At 62.8% G+C, this 19,145-nt stretch carries 23 protein-coding genes; 12 read left to right on the top strand and 11 right to left on the bottom strand.

Annotated elements, in window-relative coordinates:
• The first annotated feature begins 3 nt into the window (after positions 1-3).
• The gene (locus AC6H4Z_RS18990) at positions 4-1,236 is read left to right on the top strand and encodes an anion transporter (protein ID WP_497543536.1); all 1,233 of its coding nucleotides are present in this window, start codon (positions 4-6) and stop codon (positions 1,234-1,236) included.
• Here AC6H4Z_RS18990 and AC6H4Z_RS18985 read toward each other — a convergent pair.
• A complete protein-coding gene (locus AC6H4Z_RS18985; RefSeq protein WP_497543535.1) occupies positions 1,231-1,401 on the bottom strand; it encodes a hypothetical protein in 171 nt (56 codons plus the stop codon). The genes AC6H4Z_RS18990 and AC6H4Z_RS18985 overlap by 6 nt on opposite strands.
• 278 nt (positions 1,402-1,679) lie before the next feature.
• Here AC6H4Z_RS18985 and AC6H4Z_RS18980 point away from each other — a divergent pair, with 278 nt between their 5' ends.
• Genes AC6H4Z_RS18980 through AC6H4Z_RS18970 form a run of 3 tightly spaced genes read left to right on the top strand, consistent with a single transcriptional unit; the run spans position 1,680 to position 3,461 of the window.
• Complete coding sequence (locus AC6H4Z_RS18980) at positions 1,680-2,093, top strand: 6-carboxytetrahydropterin synthase (RefSeq protein WP_497547064.1); 414 nt, start codon at positions 1,680-1,682, stop codon at positions 2,091-2,093.
• Positions 2,090-2,806, top strand: coding sequence for an SDR family oxidoreductase (locus tag AC6H4Z_RS18975; RefSeq protein WP_497543534.1), 717 nt, complete (start codon positions 2,090-2,092; stop codon positions 2,804-2,806). Before AC6H4Z_RS18980 ends, AC6H4Z_RS18975 begins: the two co-directional genes overlap by 4 nt.
• A gap of 7 nt (positions 2,807-2,813) precedes the next feature.
• Positions 2,814-3,461, top strand: coding sequence for a hypothetical protein (locus AC6H4Z_RS18970; RefSeq protein WP_497543533.1), 648 nt, complete (start codon positions 2,814-2,816; stop codon positions 3,459-3,461).
• 88 nt (positions 3,462-3,549) lie between these two features.
• Here the strand turns inward: AC6H4Z_RS18970 and AC6H4Z_RS18965 are convergent, their stop codons facing one another.
• Genes AC6H4Z_RS18965 through AC6H4Z_RS18950 form a run of 4 tightly spaced genes read right to left on the bottom strand, consistent with a single transcriptional unit; the run spans position 3,550 to position 7,478 of the window.
• A complete protein-coding gene (locus tag AC6H4Z_RS18965; RefSeq protein ID WP_497543532.1) occupies positions 3,550-5,400 on the bottom strand; it encodes an AMP-dependent synthetase/ligase in 1,851 nt (616 codons plus the stop codon).
• The gene (locus AC6H4Z_RS18960) at positions 5,355-6,260 is read right to left on the bottom strand and encodes a hypothetical protein (RefSeq protein ID WP_497543531.1); all 906 of its coding nucleotides are present in this window, start codon (positions 6,258-6,260) and stop codon (positions 5,355-5,357) included. The genes AC6H4Z_RS18965 and AC6H4Z_RS18960 overlap by 46 nt, the downstream gene beginning before the upstream one ends.
• Entirely contained in the window at positions 6,257-7,024 is a 768-nt protein-coding gene (locus AC6H4Z_RS18955; protein ID WP_497543530.1) for a ParA family protein, read from the bottom strand. Before AC6H4Z_RS18955 ends, AC6H4Z_RS18960 begins: the two co-directional genes overlap by 4 nt.
• Before the next feature lies 1 nt (position 7,025).
• On the bottom strand, positions 7,026-7,478 hold the full coding sequence (locus AC6H4Z_RS18950; protein WP_497543529.1) for a tetratricopeptide repeat protein: 453 nt from the start codon (positions 7,476-7,478) through the stop codon (positions 7,026-7,028).
• A gap of 187 nt (positions 7,479-7,665) precedes the next feature.
• Between AC6H4Z_RS18950 and AC6H4Z_RS18945 the strand changes: the two genes are divergently transcribed.
• A complete protein-coding gene (locus tag AC6H4Z_RS18945; RefSeq protein WP_497543528.1) occupies positions 7,666-8,196 on the top strand; it encodes a phosphoribosyltransferase in 531 nt (176 codons plus the stop codon).
• A gap of 169 nt (positions 8,197-8,365) precedes the next feature.
• Entirely contained in the window at positions 8,366-8,728 is a 363-nt protein-coding gene (locus AC6H4Z_RS18940; RefSeq protein ID WP_497543527.1) for a four helix bundle protein, read from the top strand.
• A gap of 100 nt (positions 8,729-8,828) precedes the next feature.
• On the opposite strand, the gene AC6H4Z_RS18935 is transcribed toward AC6H4Z_RS18940, so the two are convergent.
• The 5 genes from AC6H4Z_RS18935 to AC6H4Z_RS18915 form a co-directional block, all read right to left on the bottom strand.
• A complete protein-coding gene (locus AC6H4Z_RS18935; RefSeq protein ID WP_497543526.1) occupies positions 8,829-9,383 on the bottom strand; it encodes a V4R domain-containing protein in 555 nt (184 codons plus the stop codon).
• A gap of 15 nt (positions 9,384-9,398) precedes the next feature.
• Positions 9,399-11,429 carry an NAD-dependent DNA ligase LigA gene (ligA, locus tag AC6H4Z_RS18930; protein ID WP_497543525.1) on the bottom strand — a complete coding sequence of 677 codons (2,031 nt, stop codon included), beginning with the start codon at positions 11,427-11,429 and terminating at the stop codon, positions 9,399-9,401.
• Between the two features lie 128 nt (positions 11,430-11,557).
• On the bottom strand, positions 11,558-12,286 hold the full coding sequence (locus AC6H4Z_RS18925) for a GAF domain-containing protein (RefSeq protein WP_497543524.1): 729 nt from the start codon (positions 12,284-12,286) through the stop codon (positions 11,558-11,560).
• Positions 12,287-12,308: 22 nt separating this feature from the next.
• A complete protein-coding gene (locus AC6H4Z_RS18920) occupies positions 12,309-13,373 on the bottom strand; it encodes a diguanylate cyclase (protein ID WP_497543523.1) in 1,065 nt (354 codons plus the stop codon).
• Complete coding sequence (locus tag AC6H4Z_RS18915) at positions 13,360-13,755, bottom strand: response regulator (RefSeq protein WP_497543522.1); 396 nt, start codon at positions 13,753-13,755, stop codon at positions 13,360-13,362. Before AC6H4Z_RS18915 ends, AC6H4Z_RS18920 begins: the two co-directional genes overlap by 14 nt.
• 280 nt (positions 13,756-14,035) lie before the next feature.
• Between AC6H4Z_RS18915 and AC6H4Z_RS18910 the strand changes: the two genes are divergently transcribed.
• The gene (locus tag AC6H4Z_RS18910) at positions 14,036-14,269 is read left to right on the top strand and encodes a YtxH domain-containing protein (protein WP_497543521.1); all 234 of its coding nucleotides are present in this window, start codon (positions 14,036-14,038) and stop codon (positions 14,267-14,269) included.
• Positions 14,270-14,272: 3 nt separating this feature from the next.
• On the opposite strand, the gene AC6H4Z_RS18905 is transcribed toward AC6H4Z_RS18910, so the two are convergent.
• Entirely contained in the window at positions 14,273-14,947 is a 675-nt protein-coding gene (locus AC6H4Z_RS18905; RefSeq protein WP_497543520.1) for a hypothetical protein, read from the bottom strand.
• A 52-nt stretch (positions 14,948-14,999) separates the two neighbouring features.
• Here AC6H4Z_RS18905 and AC6H4Z_RS18900 point away from each other — a divergent pair, with 52 nt between their 5' ends.
• From AC6H4Z_RS18900 to AC6H4Z_RS18880, 5 genes are all read left to right on the top strand, one after another.
• Positions 15,000-16,334, top strand: a complete 1,335-nt coding sequence (locus AC6H4Z_RS18900; protein WP_497543519.1) for a thymidine phosphorylase — start codon at positions 15,000-15,002, stop codon at positions 16,332-16,334.
• A gap of 73 nt (positions 16,335-16,407) precedes the next feature.
• A complete protein-coding gene (locus AC6H4Z_RS18895; RefSeq protein WP_497543518.1) occupies positions 16,408-16,791 on the top strand; it encodes a BlaI/MecI/CopY family transcriptional regulator in 384 nt (127 codons plus the stop codon).
• Complete coding sequence (locus AC6H4Z_RS18890) at positions 16,788-18,398, top strand: M56 family metallopeptidase (RefSeq protein ID WP_497543517.1); 1,611 nt, start codon at positions 16,788-16,790, stop codon at positions 18,396-18,398. The genes AC6H4Z_RS18895 and AC6H4Z_RS18890 overlap by 4 nt, the downstream gene beginning before the upstream one ends.
• Positions 18,399-18,456: 58 nt before the next feature.
• Positions 18,457-18,699 (top strand): hypothetical protein, encoded by a 243-nt coding sequence (locus AC6H4Z_RS18885; RefSeq protein WP_497543516.1) that lies wholly within the window; start codon positions 18,457-18,459, stop codon positions 18,697-18,699.
• Positions 18,700-18,709: 10 nt separating this feature from the next.
• Positions 18,710-19,132 (top strand): DUF983 domain-containing protein, encoded by a 423-nt coding sequence (locus tag AC6H4Z_RS18880; protein ID WP_497543515.1) that lies wholly within the window; start codon positions 18,710-18,712, stop codon positions 19,130-19,132.
• Positions 19,133-19,145: the final 13 nt, after the last annotated feature.

Below are 19,145 nucleotides of genomic sequence, written 5' to 3'. Positions count from 1 at the left end.
GGGGTGGCCAACGCCCGACTCGTCATACTCGTCGTCACGTACCTGCTGATTGCGGCACAGCAGGTTCCTGGTCTCCGGCTCAACCGTCCCGCGGCAGCGCTACTCGGCGCAGTCGCAATGGTGACGATAGGCGGCCTGCCGTTGCGCGACGCCTACGCGGCGATCGACCTCGACGTGATGGTCTTTCTGCTCGGCGTGCTGATCATCACCGGATTCCTCGAAGTTGGTGGCTTCTTCGAATGGGCCGCGGAGCGAATCGTCGCGCGCTCGACGTCCGCACGCTCGTTGCTCGCCGCCATCGTTGCGGCGAGCGGAATCTTGTCGGCGTTTTTTGTGAACGACACGATCTGCCTAGTGCTGACGCCGCTCGTGATTGCGGTCGTTCGCCCGCTCGGATTAAAGCCGTTGCCGTTCCTGCTCGCGGTTGCGCTCGGATCGAATGTCGGCAGCGCGATGACACCAATGGGTAATCCGCAGAACATGCTCATCGGCGTTGCGAGTGGGATTCCATTCGCCCACTTCGTTGCTGCGCTCGCGCTGCCGTCGCTCGGCGGACTCGTCATCGTTTTTGGTGTACTGGCCTTTCTGTTCCGAGCCGAGCTCGCCGTTCCGCTTCAGCGCACCGTGCCGGCGACCGCGGCAGCGATGGATGGCCCGCTCATCGTGCGCTCGCTGATCGTTTTTGCCGGGGCGTTGATTGGTTGGCTCGCTGGCTTATCGTTGCCGCTCGTGGCGATCACTGCTGCGGCAGTTCTACTCGCCATTTCGCGGCGAGATCCGGTGCTCGCGTTCGCCAAAGTGGAATGGTCGCTGCTTCTGTTCTTCGGCGCGTTGTTCGTTGTGATGCGCGGCGCGCGTGATCTTCCGATCGTTGCGTCGATGACATCGTCAGCGGGAGCGCAGCTGCGCGGGGCGCCATTGCACGACGCAGTGTTGACCTCGGCAGCAATGCTCGGGCTCTCGAATCTCGTATCGAACGTGCCCGCGGTAATTCTGTGGTTGCCGGTTGTTCCAACTGTCGCGAAGCCCACGTTCACGTGGCTCGTGATGGCAATGAGCTCGACGTTCGCCGGTAACCTCACGCTACTCGGTTCGATGGCGAATTTGATCGTCGCCGAACGCGCGGAAGCGCGTGGTGAGCAGATAGGGTTCGTCGACTATTTGCGCGCCGGTGTGCCCGTGACTCTGCTCACACTGTGTTGGGGTGTTGCTATGCTGCTAGCCACCGCGTCATGAGGATGGCGGTGTCGGTTGACGCCGATCGCCGCGTACGACGATGCGCCAAATGATGACGAATACGCCGACGGTCAACAGCAGGTGAATCCACCCTGGTCCATCGAACCAGACGCCAACTGCCCAGATGATGAGCAGCGCAATACCACCAAGAATACCGAGATCCATGTTTGACCTGTTGCGCGTTCGATCTTAAATTGTAGCTGTACGAGTGAGAAGGAACACTCGGGACGGAGAACTCAGTTTTTGAGCCAACAAGTCCTTTCGGGTGGGTTCGATAATCTATCACCGACGTCATGCCCCCAGTGCGGGGGAAGGCGAAAGGTTGGTGGTGAGGACCTCATAATTCGACCGGGCTTCACAAAACCCTCTCCGGACCGACTCTTCGAGCCCCGTGGTGCAGACCACGGGGCTCGTTCTTTGTTCGACCCTTGGCCATGAATGCCATGCCACAGGTTACCGTCATTCGCCGGTTGCACTTCAACGCGGCGCATCGTGTCCACAATCCAGCGCTGTCCGACGCTGAGAACATTGCCATTTTCGGGAAATGCAACAACCCGAACTGGCACGGGCACAACTACATGCTCGACGTGTCGATCACGGGCGAGATCGATCCACGCACCGGCTACGTGATCGATCTCGGCGTCCTCAAGCGCATCGTGGAACGCGAGGTCATCGACAAGGTCGACCATCGAAATTTCAATCTCGAAGTCGACTTCATGCGCGACGTCATTCCGACGACTGAGAACATCATCGTCCAGATGTGGCGCGTGCTCGAGCCGGCGATCGCGCCGGCGCGTTTGACCCGGCTCGTCCTTTGGGAGACGCCGAACAACTACGTCGAGTACAACGGGGCATGAGCGCGCTGCAAGGCCGCTCCGCGGTCGTTACGGGCGCGTCCCGAGGGATTGGGCTCGACATCGCTCGCGCGTTGATTGGCGAGGGAATGCGCGTGATCCTCGTCGCGCGCTCGGCCGGCGCACTGGCGGCACATGCGGCGGAACTCGGTGCGCAGGCCGTCGCCATGCCGTGCGACGTGGCTGACGAGGCCGCAGTAGCTCGTCTCGCCGAGAATGTCACGCGCGAGTTGCGCGGCGCGCCCGACGTGATCGTCAACAACGCGGGCGCATTCAAACTCTCGCCTGTGCAAGACACCGCGGTCGACGATTTTCGGTCGGCGCTCGACGTGAACCTCGTCGCACCGTTTCTTCTCGTGCGCGCCTTTCTGCGCGACATGCGCGCGCGTGGCACCGGGCACATCGTGACAATTGGATCAGTCGCCGATCGTGTGACGTTCCCCGAGAACGGTGCGTACGCCGCGAGCAAGTTCGGTCTTCGTGCGTTGCACGAGGTGCTCCGCGCCGAACTGCGTGGCAGCGGTGTGCGTGCGACTCTCGTATCGCCAAGCGCCGTCGACACCGAGCTGTGGGATGAGATCGACCCCGATTCTCGTCCGGGTTTCACACCACGTCGCGACATGCTGCGCTCCACGGCAGTAGCCGACGCAGTGCGCTTCGTCGTGTCGCAGCCGCCGGACGTGAACGTCGACGAATTGCGTCTCTCTCGGAGCTGAGGAGTTCGTGTTTCTTCCGTTGGTCGATACGCTCCGCTGTCCGCGCCCGCACGAGGAAACCTGGCTCGTCGCGTCGATCGATCGCGCCGACGACCGCGACATCGTCGATGGCGTGCTTGGTTGTCCATCGTGTCTCGCCGAATATCCCATTCGCGATGGGATCGTGTATTTCGCGGAGAACGTGCCGCATGCAGGCTTTCGCCCGCCGAGTGAAGAGGAAGCGATTCGTCTCGCGGCGGCGCTCGATCTCACCGATGCGAGAATGACGGCAGTGCTGCAGGGCGCGTGGGGCGCGCATGCGCCGATTCTCCGTGGCATCACGCCAGCGCAACTGTTGTTGATCAATCCGCCGGTCGGCATTGCGTCGGGTGACGGAGTTTCGATCGTCAGCACCGAGGTCGCTCCGATCGCTCGTGGCTCGGCGCAGGCGGTGGCGTTCGATGCGAATGCGAGTGAGGCGATGGTCGCGTCGCTCGTGGCGAGCCTCCGCTCGGGCGGACGAATGTTGGGGCCGGCGAGCGTTGCCGTGCCGGCCGATCTCGTTGAGCTGGCGCGCGACGAGGACGTGTGGGTCGCGGCGGCAAAGTTGGCGGGAACGACGAGCGCGCCTATTTCGCTCCGACGAGCCCCATCAAAGGACGAATCCAAGAACTAGTAAAACGGAAACTGCCGGATGATTGGAAACGGCCGGAAACCGGCTTCCAATCATCCGGCAGTTTGATTGCCGGCCACTGAGACCTGAGCTAGCGACGCGCCCCGGCTTCCTCGACTTCGCCTTCGGCGTTCTCGTACAGTGAGTCGATGACCGACTTGTACGTTTTGTCGACGATGCGACGCTTGACTTTGAGCGTCGGTGTGAGCTCGCCGCGCTCGACGGAGAAGTCGTGCTCGAGCAGCGCGATCCTTTTCGGCATCTCGTATCGCGCGAGACCCGAAACCTCCTCCATCACTTCTTTCTCCATCTTCTTCTGTACCGTCGGCATGGCCAACAGCTGGCGCCGATCGGTCCAGAGGATGTTGTTGAGCTTTGCCCACTTCTCGAGCGAATCCCAGTTCGGTACGACGAGCACGATCGGAAACTTGCGCTTGTCGCCAATCATCACGGCCTGACTGACATACTTGTTCGTCTTGATCTTATTCTCGATCGGCTGCGGGGCGATGTTCTTGCCGCCGGCAGTGACGATGATGTCCTTCTTCCGATCGGTGATCGCCAGAAAGCCGTCGCGCAGTTCACCGATGTCGCCGGTGTGGAACCAGCCGGCCGTGTCGATGGATTCGGCGGTCGCCGCTGGTTTGTTGAAGTAGCCCTTCATGACGTGCGGACCGCGGGTGAGAATCTCACCGTCGGGGGCGATCTCTACTTCCACGCCAGGCACGGGTTTGCCCACGGTTCCGAGACGGAACGCGCGCGGGATGTTCACCGAAATCACCGGCGACGTTTCCGTGAGGCCGTAACCCTCGAGAATCACGAGGCCGGCGGCGTAGAAAAACTTGTTGATCTCCGGCGCGAGCGGCGCGCCGCCAGACACGAAGTATCGCATCCGGCCGCCCGTGCGCGCCTGCAATTTCGAGAACACTAATTTCTGCGCGATCTTGTATTGCAACGCCAGCAGTCCTGTCGGCGTGCCTCCGGCGAGTTTGACGTCGGCCCAACGGTCAGCCACGCCCCGCGCCCAGAAGAAGATGCGCTTCTTGATCTCGCCGCCGGAGAGCGCGTTCTCGAGCACACGCGCGTACATCTTTTCATAGAGTCGCGGCACAGAGAGCACGAGCGTCGGCCGAACCTCGGTGAGGTTCAGCGGCACGGTGTCGATCGACTCGGCGTACGCGATGCTCGTACCCGTGGCGAACATGAGATAGTGCCCCGACATCCGCTCGAAGATGTGTGACAGCGGAAGGAAGCTCAGTCCAACGTCGTTGCCAGCGAATGGAATGGAGACGCGCGACGCGTCGACGTTCGAGTAGATGTTGTCGTGCGTCAACATCACGCCTTTCGGCTCACCGGTGGTGCCTGATGTGTAGATGATCGTGGCGAGATCGTCGGGACGCACGCCCATCGCACGATCGAGGTATACGCCGCGCCGCGCTTCGTTGTCTACGGTCGCACCCAGTGCCTCGACCGCCGCGAGTGTGAGGTCGGCACCCGGCGTGTTCTCGGCGAACGAGATGACGTGCCGGACCGTGGGGCAGTCGCCGCGTATCGCGGCAATTTTCGCGGCCTGCTCGGCATTCGAGACGAAGATCGCCACCGAACCCGAATCGCGCAGAATGTACGCGGCCTGATCGCTTGGCAGATTCGGATAGATCGGCACGTCGGCGGCGCCGAGCATGAGGCAGGCGTAGTCGGCGATGGCCCACTCCGGACAATTCTCGGAGAGAATCGCGATGCGGTCTCCCGGGCGCACACCGAGCTCTTCGAGACCGAGCGACGTGCGGCGCACGCGAAGCGCGAGCGTGTCGTGCGAGATCGGCTCGTACTTGCCGTTGCGCTTGACCTGAAGCGCGTCGGGCTTGTGGTACGTCGTAACCGCGTCGAAGAAGAGACGGGTTAGCGTTCCGGGCGCTGAATTCCTGGGACCACCGCTCGTGCCCATCGGGTGCCTCTTTTCGAGCGCAGGGGAGCGAGTATGTCACCCGTCGTCGGGCGACGTAAAGGAACTATGGACGAGGTCGCAAATGTGACCTTGATCGGAACATCGATCGTATCCGGTGAATTCGCTAAAGGCAGGCCAGCGTATGATGCGGATACCACCACCTTCGCTAAGCCGACCGTGTGTCCGAGCAGGAGCGCCGTATCGCGAAGAAACGCGGGGACGACGGTCAACTGTCGAGTCACGATTCCCGTTCCGTCGGTTGTATCGAGAGGCGACCGCTTGCCATTGTCGTCGGTGATGTACACGGCCGGGTTCTGCGGATCGATCGACGCAGGCGCGCTGATGAGCCCGTATTGCACGATGATCCCGAACGACGAGCTATCCTGACTGCTGGAGACTCGAGCGCTTACTGGCGTTCGAAATTTCGCAGACGTGTCGCCCGTTGCCTGCGCGCGGACGGTGTCCGGCTTGATCGGCGTGATCTTCGCCGGCCGGAAGGTCACCGGGATCGTCACGAGAGTCGTCTGCAGTTGGTTCACTTGACCGAGAATGCGAATCGTACCGATTCGGTCGCCGATCAATGTGCTGAGCGGACCCAAGTGTGCGGCGGGAACGGAATCGGTAATGAAGAACTCGGTTCCCTGTGTCGCGATCGGAACGCCATTCGCGTCGTACGAGAAGACTCTGATCGGCGCAATCTTGCCCAAGCTGTCGCGCATCGTGTCGTTCACGATGACGGACGGCGACGGCAGCTTGATGTCCGAAATCGATGCTGGCCCCTTGGGCGCCGACATGTCGATGCACGCGACCGCGAGCACGAGTCCAGCCAACAAAACCGATGCGACGTGCCGAGGAATCACTCGAGTTTTCCAGCGAGGTGGTCGGCGAGCGCGCGATAAGCCTCGGCCGCCGGATCGTGGGGTGAGCGCAGCACAACCGGCTGCCCAGCCGCGAATGCGTCGATCGACGCAGGGGTCCGCGGAACCCACATATCCAGTACCAGTCCAGCGGGTAGCTGTTCCCGCACATATGCGGCCACCCGTTCCGACGCGGGATTTCCGGCTTCGACCATCGTGAGCAAAATCCCTTCGAGCGACAGCCCGGGATTGTCTGCCAGCGACGCGCGAATGCCACGCAGAATTTGGGTCGTGGTTTGCAGCGCCAACGGCTCGCATTGCAGCGGCACGAGCACGTGCTGACTATACGCGAGCACGCGATGCACGATGGAGCCGAGTCCGGGCGGGGTATCGACGATGACGGTGTAGCCGCGCTGCCGTGCGCGCGAGAACAGCTCTGCGGTCCGAGGCGACTCGACGAATTGCTGGTGATATCGCTCGTGCGACGTCGCTTCTGTCACGCTACCGGCAGATACGACGCGCAGCCACGGCAGATGCGTCGTGCGCACGACCTTGTGCATCTCGTGCGTTCCGGCCAGGTAGTCGGAAAGTCCGACGCGCGTGTTGGACTGGCTGAGGCCGAGCCCGAAGCGGACAGAGCCTTGCGGGTCGGCGTCGATGAGCAGCGTCTTATGCCCGCGACGGGCGAGCGCGGCCGCCAAGTTGATCGCGGTCGTCGTTTTGCCGACGCCACCCTTTTGACTGACGACCGCGAGAACTCTTCCCACGCTATTGCTCGGGTTCGTCTGGGATCGTTTCGCCGGCGCGCAACGTTTCGAGTGTGGACTGCGCGTGCCTCACCCAGCGCTCGGCTTCTGGCCCCGAGGGCGGCTTCGCGAGAAATGCCTCGAGGTGCCGTTCGGCGCCCGGATGGTCGCCGCGCTTCAGCAGCAAGAAGGCGAGGCCGTAGTTCGCACCGGACAGGTCCGGATTGATCTCGAGCGCGTGGCGGTAGTAGCGGATCGCTTCTTCAGGGCGATGAGTTTTCGTGAAAGCGATCGCCATGTTCTGCAGGATCTTCGTGTCGTTCGGCCGGTCGCGCAGCGCGAGCTTGTACGAAGTGAGGGCCGCGTCGAAATCTCCCTGCCGCTCCAGCGCCATGGCTTCGCTCAAGTAGTCCAGGCGTTGAGGCTTCGGGGCGCCCTCGGACTTCCCGCCGGTCAGGCGATTCCACCAAGACATTCGACTAGGAAGGGGTATAGGACGACAAAATCGGCCAGATCGAGGCGAGCCGGGAGGAACGACGCGGCGTGCGGCAAAGCTATCCCTTCTGTCCGATGCGAGCAACAGTATTTCCCTCTGAAACGCACCTCGTGCGCCTCGACCATACAAGCTTCCACGCGTATCCCGGGCCGGGTAGGTTACGAACATGTCGCCACGCCGCACGACGATCGAGCATTCGAAGGGCGTATTCGAGGTGGAGTGGCCGCTCTTCGGTGAGCTTTCTCGCGGCCTCGCCCTCAAAGTCTCGCGTACTTACGACCCAGAAGTCGTGGTAGGTATTGCAACGGCTGGTGTGGTGCCCGCCGCCGTGATCGCCGCGATTCTCCAGCGCGAATTTCACTCGATGGTGGTGAGCCGTCGTTTCGGCGCCGACACCGTACGTGAGACGCCTGCCGTCCTGTCTGCGGCGCCGCCGTCGGTCCGCAACCGCCGCGTCCTCGTCGTCGACGAAACGTGCGACACCGGCGATACGATCCGCCTTGCAGTTGCCGCCATGGTGAACGCCGGCGCGTCGGAGGTTCGGACGGCAGTGGCGTTCCAGACGGGGCCCTTCGTTCCCGACTTCCACGCGTTGGCCACCGAGAGCACGATCGTACTGCCGTGGGATCGTGAAGTGCTCATCGATGGGGAACTACTCGCCAATCCGCTTTACGCGGACGCGTTGAAGGCGCGATAGCTGCTCGGTGTCTGGCGCGCGTCTGCCGGCCTCTCGACGGGTACCGTGAGCTCAAGCTTCAAGCTTTGAGCTGATAGCTCTGAGCTTTCAGCTTGCGCCGTGAGGCGATTTGCTTCCGTGAGAGTTCTCAGGATGGCTGTCGACGCGAGGCTTCGTGCCAACGTGCGCCATGCGCGACTACCATCGTCTCGAGATCTGGCGCCGAGCGCATGCGCTGGCCATCGCGATCCACGACGCTGCGCGCAGCCTCCGCGGAAACGAATTCGCGACGCTGCGTTCGCAGCTCACTCGGGCCGCGGACTCCGTGCCCTCCAATATCGTCGAAGGATGCGTCGCGGAGAGCACGCGAGAATTTGCGCGCTTTCTGGCGATCAGCATCAAATCAGCGTCGGAGACCGAATACCATCTCCTGAGCGCTCGCGATCGCCGCGCTCTCGCCGAGCCAAAATGGCGCCGCTTCTCGTCCGAGGCCGAAGAAATCCGCCGAATGACGTTTGCCTACCGTAAGCGCCTGCTCGAAGACGAGGACTAGCTCACAACTCACCGCTTCAGGCTCACAGCTTCATGCTTGGGCTCGCCGTACCCCTCGCGATGTCGGCCTGGCGCTCAACCCCTGTTCAAGACCGCCCCCGTTACTGCCCGCCGAGAGCCTCGGTGTACACGACCCCCTGCGCCATTTCGTCGTATACGTGCTGGAGTGTCTCCCCAGTCCCCACCAGGAAACGGCACCGCTCTCCGCCCATCGAGCGACACTCCACCTCCATCACCGCGACCGCTTCGCCCGCGAGGCGGCCGAAGAAATCGGCCATCACACCCGACGTGTAGTAGCAGCCCGGAAAATCCAACGGAAAAGCCGGATCGGCCTCGGCCCAATCAGCAGAATCGACCGTTGCCACCGAATCGAGGGCGCCGAGCTCGATCGAGCCCCAGCCGGCCTCCCGGAAGAAATCCGTGGCGTACACGGCGAATTCGCCGGCGGGAAGCGACTCGGGTGCCGGCAGGCCGCGCGACGAGAGCCAATTCGCGAAGGCACCGAACAGCGCCTGGCCGCCAGCGAAGCCGGCTTCCTGCAGCAGAGCGGCGGCGTTCGGCCCGACGTCGCGAAACAGGGATACGCGCAGGGCGAGGAGCGAGTCGCGCGTCATCGCGACCAGTGCGTTTCCCGGCAAGTCGATTGGTGCTGACATCGAGTTCTCCTCCGTTTAGCCGCCAGCGAGTTTCAGGAGCTCTTCCTCGCTGATGATCGTCACGCCCAGCGCCTGCGCCTTCTCCAGCTTACTGCCCGCGTCCTCACCGACCACGACGTAGCTGGTTTTCTTCGATACGCTGCTCGCGACTCGGCCCCCATTCTCCTCGACGAACGCGCTGGCTTGCTCGCGCGACAGCGTCGGAAGCGTCCCTGTAATGACGATTGTCAGCCCCTTCAGGGCACCGCTCGTTTGGACCCGCGGCTCATCGAAAGTGAGACCTGCGTCACGAAGCCGATCGATCAGCGACCGCGCCTTTTCATCAGAAAACCATGATACGAGCGACTCGGCGATCGTCTCACCGATTCCATGCACGGCGAGCACGTCATCGAGCGACGCCGCGGCGATCGCGTCCATGGCTCCGAAGTGTCGCGCAATCTGCTTCGCGACGGTCTCGCCAATGTCCTTGATGCCGAGTCCGAAGAGCAACCGGGAGAGTGGCTGGGCCTTGGACGCGGCAATCGCACTCACCAAGCCTTCCGCACTCTTCTCGGCGAGGCGGTCGAGCGCCACGAGCTGTTCAGTGCGAAGGTGGTAGAGGTCCGCCGCGTCCCGAATCAGATCGGCGTCGACGAGCTGCGATATGCGCGCGTATGACAATCCGCGAATGTCCATCGCGTTCCGCGACGCGAAGTGCACGAGACTCTCGAGCCGACGACCGGGACACTCGAAGTTTGGGCAGTACAACATGCCCTGTTCGGTGCCGGGCACGAGCGCCGTGCCGCACGACGGGCAGTGTGTCGGCGGCACGTACGGCTGGGGACCGCCCGTTGCCTCGCGCTTCTCTGGCACCGGGCCAATGATCTGCGGAATCACTTCGCCGGCGCGCTTCACCTGGACGGTGTCGCCGACGCGAAGATCTTTTCGGGCGATCAGGTCGAAGTTGTGCAACGTCGCGAGTTTCACCTGCGCGCCGCCAATCTCGACTGGATCGAGCATCGCGAACGGATTGATCGTTCCGGTGCGACCAACGTTCACTTCAATGGCCAGCAGCTTCGTCTCGGCGATGTCGGGCGCAAACTTTCGCGCGATTGCATATCGCGGCTCGCGCCCGCCAACGACGCCGAGGTCGGGCCAGAGCGCGAGGGAATTGACTTTGACGACGCCGCCATCGATCGCGAAATCGAGTTGGCCGCGAATCTTGTGTTCGACCTCCGACGCCCACGCGTGTACCTCGGCGAGCGTTTCGGCGCGCCTGTGATGTGGCGCGACGGGAATGCCCCACGATGCGAGCAGTTCGAGCAACGCGGCCTGCGTCGATACGGGCAGCGCGCCACCGTCGGGTAGGGCGATCGCATAGCCGTAGAAGTGCAGCGGCAGTCCGGCGCTGTCCTTGGGATCGAGTCGACGAATGCCGCCTGACGCGGTGTTTCGAGGATTCGCATAGACCGGAAGTCCAGCCGCTGCGCGCTGTTCATTCGTCCGCTCGAAGCCCGAATACGACATGTACACTTCGCCGCGGATCTCCATCACCGGCGGATGGCCGGATCCGGTCAATCGCAGCGGGATGTCGCGCAGCGTGCGGAGGTTCGCGGTGACACTCTCGCCGATCTGTCCGTTTCCGCGCGTCGTGCCCTCGACAAGCACGCCGTCGCGATAGGTGAGGCTGATCGCGCCGCCGTCGATCTTGAGCTCGCAGTAGTAGCCCGACCGAAGCACGTCGTCGCCAGCCATGCGGACGAGTCGTTCTTCCCACGCCGCGAGTTCTTCTTCGTTGAAGGCGTTGGCGAGCGACAGCATCGGCACGAGATGCTGATGCTTGGCGAGCTGGCTCGCTGGCTCGGCGCCCACGCGCTGCGTTGGCGAGTCAGCCGTGCGAAGGGTAGGGTACTTCTCCTCGAGTACGAGAAGCTCGCGATAGAGCTTGTCGTATTCGGCGTCCGAGATCGTCGGTCGATCTAGGACGTGGTACTCGTACGACGCGCGTTCGAGGTCGCGTCGTAGCGTGTCAGCGCGTGCGGAGAGAGTAGGATCGATGCTCGACACTGAGAAAATCGAAAGCGGGACTCGGAAGTGCGATTAGCGAGTGTGGGGAAAACTAAAAGGAGAAGGCGCGTGCTCGCCGTCTCCTTTTCGCCATATCACCCAGAGACCAGGGACCAGTGACCTGAGACCTATCCCTTGGCCTCTTCATCGATCACTTGCATCGCGACCGTCACCAGGCGATCGAGTTCTTCGTCGGACGCCTTGGGCAGCAGTGTTTCTGCCCAGATGTGATCGTCGCTCTTCGTGTAACGATCGAGCAGGCGGCGGATGAAGGCGATGAGCGCGATTCGCTGCAGGTCTGACTGCCGCTGGCCATGCGCCGCGTCCTTTTGGTCGCGAAGCAGGGCTTCGAAGCGGTGTGCGTTGCGCAGTGCCTTGGCGGTGAGCGACGCAACAACCTGACAGAAACGAACGTCGCCGTCGGAGAACGGCTCGGCGTCGCGATCGGTGCGCAGGAAAATCGCGCCGATGACCGCCGACTGCCACTGAATTGGCACGACGACGATCGAACGGACGTTGCGCGTGTCGAGCGTGCTCTTGATGCTGCGCAACGACGGGTCGCTGGCGGCGTCGGGAATGAACACGGTCTCACCCGAATCGAGCGCGCGCTTGAGCTCAGGATAGCGATTGAGATCGACGACGAGATTCCGGATCGTTGGATCTTCGTAGCTGGCGACGAGGCGGACTTCGTTCTGATCGCCAGAGAGGAAGATGGCGCAGCGGTCGAGGCCAAAGGCATCGCCCAGTTTGCGCGCGATCGCTTGCAGAATGTCGACGAAGTGGAGGGAGGACGAAATCTCTTGGAGGATGTCGACGATCGCGACGAGATGGTCGCGCTCGCGCTGCAGCTCGGCCACGCGGGCGCGGAGCCGAGCTACTTCATCGTCCCTCCCATCGGACTCCAGCGTCGGCGACAGGGGGAACGGCGGGCTGTACGTCGCCTGTGGGTTGCTCTGATCCATCTTCCGCTGCGAGATGCTCGTTGAACTCGTCGCTGTCGAATCGCACGACGCGATTTCGACCGGTTTCTTTCGCTACGTACATCGCATCGTCGGCGGCCCGCATGAGCCCATCGCAATTACCAATTCGTGGATGCGGCCACGCCGAAACACCGAAGCTTGCCGTGCGCTTGATCGAGGTCTGATCGAACGTGAATGTATGTGACTCGACTTGTTTTCGCACCCTTTCCGCGAACGTCACTGCAGCGTCCAGCACCGTGCCGGGAAGGAGCAGCATGAATTCCTCCCCGCCGTACCGCCCAACGCGATCGATCTCTCGGACTTCGTCCTTGAGAATCTTGGCGAACTGTTTGAGCACCGCGTCGCCGGCCTGGTGGCCGTACGTGTCGTTCACGCTCTTGAACCGATCGAGATCGCACATGACGCAGGAGAACGATTCGTTCAACCGGCGTGCATGTTCGAACATCTCCCCCAATCGTTCCTCGAGGTTCCTCCTATTGTCGAGTCCAGTGAGGCCATCTGTCTGTGACATGTATCGCAGACGTTCGTTTGCCTCGAGTAATTCGCGCTCGCGCTCCTCCAGCTCGTCCTGGAGCCCTTTGATCCGGAGCATGGACGTCAGCCGGGCTTTGAGCTCGGCGAAGTCGATCGGCTTGGTGATGTAGTCGTCGGCGCCCGCCTCGAGCCCCTCGACCTTGTTTTCGGTCGCGTCGAGCGCGGTTTGCATGATGATCGGGATGAATGGTAGCGACTGATTTGCCTTCACCCGGCGGGCGACTTCGATGCCGTCCATCTTGGGCATCATCACATCGAGCAGGACCAAATCCGGCGGCGACTCTTCGATCTTCCGGAGCGCCTCAGCCCCGTCTCCCGCGGTTTCCGACCGATAGCCCCACGCCTCGAGTCGCGCGCGCAGCAGCTCGACGTTGTCCTCGTGATCGTCGACGATCAGGATGCGTGGTGCTTCGGGATCAGGGCGATCCATCACTCTTCCCCAGGAACCGTTGCACTTCCGCCACGACCGCCCTGGGCTCGCACGGCTTCGCGAGATAGCCATCGCAACCGACTTCCATCGCCTTCTCTCGGTCCGACGCCAACGCGTGCGCCGTCAGCGCGATGATCGGGATCTCGCGGGTCTGTGGATCGTGCTTGAGTACCTGAGTTGCTTCCCATCCGTCGATTACTGGGATCGAGATGTCCATGAGGATCAGGTCCGGCTTTTCCGCGCGCGCCTTCGCGATGCCTTCCTCGCCATTCAGCGCCTCGGTTACGGCGTAACCGAAGTGGCGCAGGATGGTGGAATAGACGATGCGGTTGTCTTCGTTGTCCTCAACGAGAAGAACCGTCTTTTTTCCGTTCGCGGTCATAGGCAGTACAAAGGGGGCGGGAGAAAGGGGGAATCAACGATCTGTTCCGGCTCCCGGACCGACACACAGCTCAATTCGTCTCGGATAGCCGCAAAATCCTTACCAAGAAATATGGAGACGTCAACCGATGTCGTACGCCGGCCCTTCCACCCGCGGTAAACACGCACCGAAAATGGACTCTAGCCTCGCTGGCCGGCTCCGAACCCCCGATCTGACTCCGCTAACAACCAATCCGCGCTGGCCAAGCCGGGCAGGGAGCCGGGATCGGACGACGTCTCTGGTGGCGGGAATCGCCATTGGACTCGCGATCGGGGCCGGAATCGCCCTGCTGTTCGCGCCCCAGTCGGGTGAAGATACCCGCCACGCCATCGCAAATCGCGGGCGGCGGCTCGCCCATCGCGGCGGAGACGTCTGGGACGACCTCCGCGACGAGCTGCACGACGCGATGCAAAGCCGGCGTTCGCACTGGCACCATAACGGACGGGCCAAGCGCGACCACGAAGAGAACGTCTAGCCCTTATCGCAGCTCCTTCAGCCGGCGAGCGGCTTCCTCCTTGTACCGGGCGTCGTTGAAGTCTGTCACCGGCGCCTGGGCAATCCATTCGTACTGCTCGATCGCCTTCGCTTTCTGGTTTCGGTCGACGTACACCGCGGCCAGATCCAAGCGATGCACGATGCGGTTTGGCTCGATCGCCACCGCATCTTCGAGGTATTTCTGGGCGCTCTCCCAACTCGCCTCGCCGAAGATTTTTCCGCCGAGGAAGTTCTTGGCAACCATTCGCGAAAAGCCGTTGAGTCGCATCACCTGCGCGTTCCACTCGCCCATCACATGCATCGCGCCCGCATGCTTCGGGTTCGCCTTCAATGCGTCGAGTGCCTGTTCGCGAACTTCGGCCGCGTATTTGATTCGATCGCGCGTGCCCATGGTGAGCGCGTTGCGGCCAATCGCTCGCGCGAGCTGAAAATGCCCTTCGGCGTCGTTTGGGTTTGCCGCGACTGCGCGCCGCGCATACTGTTCGGCGTTCCGATACAACGCCTTACGGCGTTCGTCGCTCGAATTGAATTCGCCACTGTCCACGGCGGCGTGTGCCGCTTTGACGAACCAGTCGTAGGTCGTGTCCGTCGCGACTTGGCCGTGCGCAACTCGACTCGCGGCCAGCGTCACCGCAACCAGTGCCGGGATCAGTTTCATACGACTCCATCTCAACGGGGTGGCTGGATGATCATACCCCAAAGACCAGTCAATGCTCGCACATCGCCTCATCGAGCGTAAGCGCGACGGCGGACGCATCGAACCCGGCGAATGGCGCGCCATCGCGTTGGCATATGCGAAAGGGCATGTGCCCGACTACCAGATGGCTGCGCTGCTCATGGCGTGCTTTCTTCGCGGACTCGATCGCATCGAAACGTCATCGCTGACCGAGGCAATGCTTCAGAGCGGCGACCGGCTCGAGCTCCGCCATCTCGGTCGCCCACGAATCGACAAGCACTCGACTGGTGGCGTGGGCGACAAGGTCTCGCTCGTGCTCGCACCACTCGTTGCATCGCTCGACGTCGCTGTGCCCATGATGTCCGGCCGCTCGCTCGGCCACACGGGCGGCACGCTCGACAAGCTCGAGTCGATCCCGGGTTTTCGCACCGACCTGTCGCTGGCCGAAGCGCGCGCGCAGCTCGAGCGACTCGGCTGCGTTCTCATCGGGCAAACGCCAGAGATCGCGCCCGCCGACAAAAAGATGTACGCGCTGCGCGATGCCACGGCCACGGTAGAATCCATTCCGCTGATCGCTGCCAGCATCATGAGCAAAAAGCTCGCGGAAGATCTCACCGGACTCGTGCTCGACATGAAGCGCGGCAGCGGCGCGTTTCTCCCAGAACTCGAGCGCGTGCTCGAACTCGCCGACGTCATGATTAAACTCGGCGCGGATCATGGTTGTCCCGTCGTCGCGCTCGTCACGGCAATGGATCGCCCCCTCGGCCACGCGTGCGGCAATGCGCTCGAACTCGAAGAGGCGATCGCCGCGCTCAAGAACGAAGGCCCCGCCGATCTCATGGAAGTCACGTACGCGCTCGGCGCAGAGATGCTGCTCCTTGCTGGCGTTGCCAAGGATGGAGCAGCAGCGCGCCGCCTGTTGCAGCGCGCCATCGAGTCGGGGCAGGCAGCCGAACGTTTCAAACAGATCATCGAAGCACAGGGAGGTAACCCAGGTGTGGTCGATGATCCGGCGCTTCTCCCCCAAGCGCTCGAATGCGAGATCTTTGGAGCACCGCGCCGTGGCTTCATTGCGCGCGTCGAGCCGAGGACGATTGGACGCGGGATCATCGAAATGGGCGGCGGGCGAACGCGCGTCGAGGACATCGCGGACCCGTCAGTGGGCTTTGTCATCACAGGACGTCCGGGCGACTGGGTCGAGGCAGGCGAACCGATGGCGACGATTTTCGCGCGCGATCGAGCCGGTATCTCGAGCGGGCGACAGGCACTTCGCTCCGCTGTCGTCATCACCGACGAGGCCGATCCAGGCCTGCCGCTCATCTCGCACCGAGTGAGCGCTGCCGGCGTCGAGGCTTATCCGTCGCCCTGAGGAGTTGACAAGTCGACCAGGCGTGCCAATTATCTAGCATACTGCTAGTTTTTTAGCACTGCCGAGGAGTCGCATGTCGGACGCTGCCCCGCAACTCAGTCGTCGCGAACGCCAGATCATGGACGTGATCTATCGTCGTGGACGGGCCACCGCGGCCGAGGTGCTCGAGGATCTGCCAGATCCGCCGAGCTATTCGGCAGTGCGCGCGCTGCTGCGACTGCTCGAAGAGAAGGGACACGTCCGCCATGAGCAGGACGGACCTCGGTACGTCTTTCTGCCGATCGTCAATCGCGACCGCGCGAAGAAATCTGCGCTGACGCATGTGGTTCGCACATTCTTCGACGGGTCGGCGACCGACGCCGTCGCAGCGCTCCTCGAAGGCGATGCGAAGCTCGATGACTCCGAGCTCGATCGCCTGTCTGCCATGATCGAACAAGCACGCAAGGAGGGACGGTGACTCTGATCAGCATTCTCTTCGATGCGGCGCTGAAAGGTTCGGCGTTGATCGTGCTCGCATGGGCGCTCACGCGCGTGTTTCGCAACGCCAGCGCGGCGTTGAAGCACCTCGTCTGGGGCGCGTCATTGGCGGGCATGGCTGCGATTCCGCTGCTATCGACGGTGGTGCCGCGTATTGACGTGAGCGCACTGCAGTCGGTTTCCGCGGCGTCGTTGCTGCGCGCACCAGCGGTGCCGCCAGCGCCGCGAGTCGTGCGCCGGAGCGGTGCGTCGGTGTTTTCGTCAACTCGAACGGCTGTCGCGTCGCAGCGAATGAACGTCGATGCGTTGCCCCCACGGTCCGACGCGACGCGCTTCGTTCCACTGATCTGGCTCGCGAGCAGCGTGCTCATTCTGCTGCGGATGGCACTCGGCACGCTTCGCGTTGCGATGTGGGCGCACCGCGCACATCCTGTCGCAGACGGCACGTGGCTGTCGCTCGCGCAGCGTCTCGCGGCTGAGCTCAACATCACGCGTCCGGTGACGTTGCTGCGGAGCGAACGGGCCTGCGTTCCGATGACGTGGGGTGTGATCTATCCAACTGTCCTGCTGCCCGTCGATTCCGATGAATGGACGATGGAGCGACGAACCATCGTGTTGTTGCACGAGATGGCGCACGTGAAGCGTTTCGATGCGCTCACGCAGCTCATGGCGCAATTCGTCGTCGCGCTCTTCTGGTTCAATCCGCTGGTCTGGTTCGCTGCGCGTCAAATGCGCGTGGAGCGCGAGCATGCGTGCGACGACTTCGTGCTCGAGGGCGGTGCGCGCGCGACCGACTACGCCTACGACCTATTGCACATCGCCCGCTCGCTCGGCGGACGTTCGGTGCCCGCGGCTGCACTGGCAATGGCACGTCGTAGCGAACTCGAAGGCCGGTTGCTCGCGATTCTCGACCCGAACACCAATCACCGCGGGGTTTCGCGCCTACGTCTGAGTGTGGCCGCGGCGAGCGTTTTGGTACTCGCCCTTCCACTAGCGGCGTTCGCACCGGCGCAGCCCGTCGTCCCGCGTGCGACCGCGCGCGCAGACACGTTTGCTCCTGCCGCTCCGCTGTTGGACACGACGCCGACGTTCCGGCGCCTGCGCGCGCCTCGCGCGGTGGCGATTGGTTTCGACACGCCGCGTGCCGTACGAGTCGCGCCGGCGCCGAAGGCGGCCATTCCGCCGGATCGCGAAACGCTCATTGCCGTGGCGAAATCGGCCGCGAAGATGAACTCGGACTACGAGAAGTCCGAGCTACTGATCACCATCGCGAAGTACTACTGGCAAGATGCCGAGCTATCGAAAGCATATCTCGAGGTCGTGACGTCAATTGCGTCGGATCACTCGCGTGGCCAGGCGCTCGCCGCAATTACCAAGAGTGGCGATCTCTCGAACGCGCAGGTGATCGACTTGGTCAACGTTGCGTCCACCTTGGGAGGCAGCTTCGAGAAAGCCAATGCACTCATCGGGATCGCCGAGCGCCAATCGGTGAGCGATCCCAACGCGCGCAAGGCATTCCTGAAGGCGGCGGAGACGATCACGTCGGCAATAGACTATCGCCGAGTGGTGAGCGCGATCCTCAAGTAGTTGCGTTGGTGGCGTGGTCCGGAGAACTTTCGGATTCACGCTGCCATTTGAGGATGTCATGCCGCCAAAGATTGCCCGGCTCGCCGGGCTGGGCGCTTTCGGTGCCTGCGCCGCCTTCATCGCGCTCTACGCCTACGTCGCGTTCATCAGCCGCCACACGCCGACCGGCGGAATGATGCCGGCGTTGTCCGCCGTCGTGTGGATTTCGCTCGGGCTCGTGGTGCTCGCGCTCATCGCGATCCACGTCGTCATCGGTAAGCAATTGATGCGACTTGCCGAGGGACGACCGTTCAGCGTTTGAGCGAGGCCCAATGAGCGACGGTCGGCCGGCCCCGTCCACCGTCGCGACGAAGTTCGGTCGCGCGCTTCGGCTCCGTTGCCCACGTTGTGGCGGCGGCGGAATCATGCGTAGCTGGCTCAAGATGAAAGACCGGTGTCCCACCTGCGACCTCGCGCTCGAGCGCGGTGAGAGCTCGGACTTCTGGATCGGCGCGTACGTGTTCAACCTCGTGGGTGGCGAACTCGTCGCGATCGGCATCCCGATCGTCTGGATCATCGCGGCATGGCCGAATCCGCCATGGACCAAAGTCGAGGTCGTGGCGGTGGTGCTGGCGATTAGCCTTCCCTTTGTATTCTTCCCGTTCTCGCGAACACTGTGGCTCGCGTGGGATCTGAGCTTTCGGCCATTCGAGCCTGGGGATGCAGAGGGAGGCGGAGAACATCCCGGCGCCTGATGTCGATGCCCCG

The organism is Leucogemmata humicola (assembly GCF_055379415.1).
The sequence above is the reverse complement of the archived record's forward strand: the minus strand, read 5'-3'. Positions and strand labels throughout refer to the sequence as shown.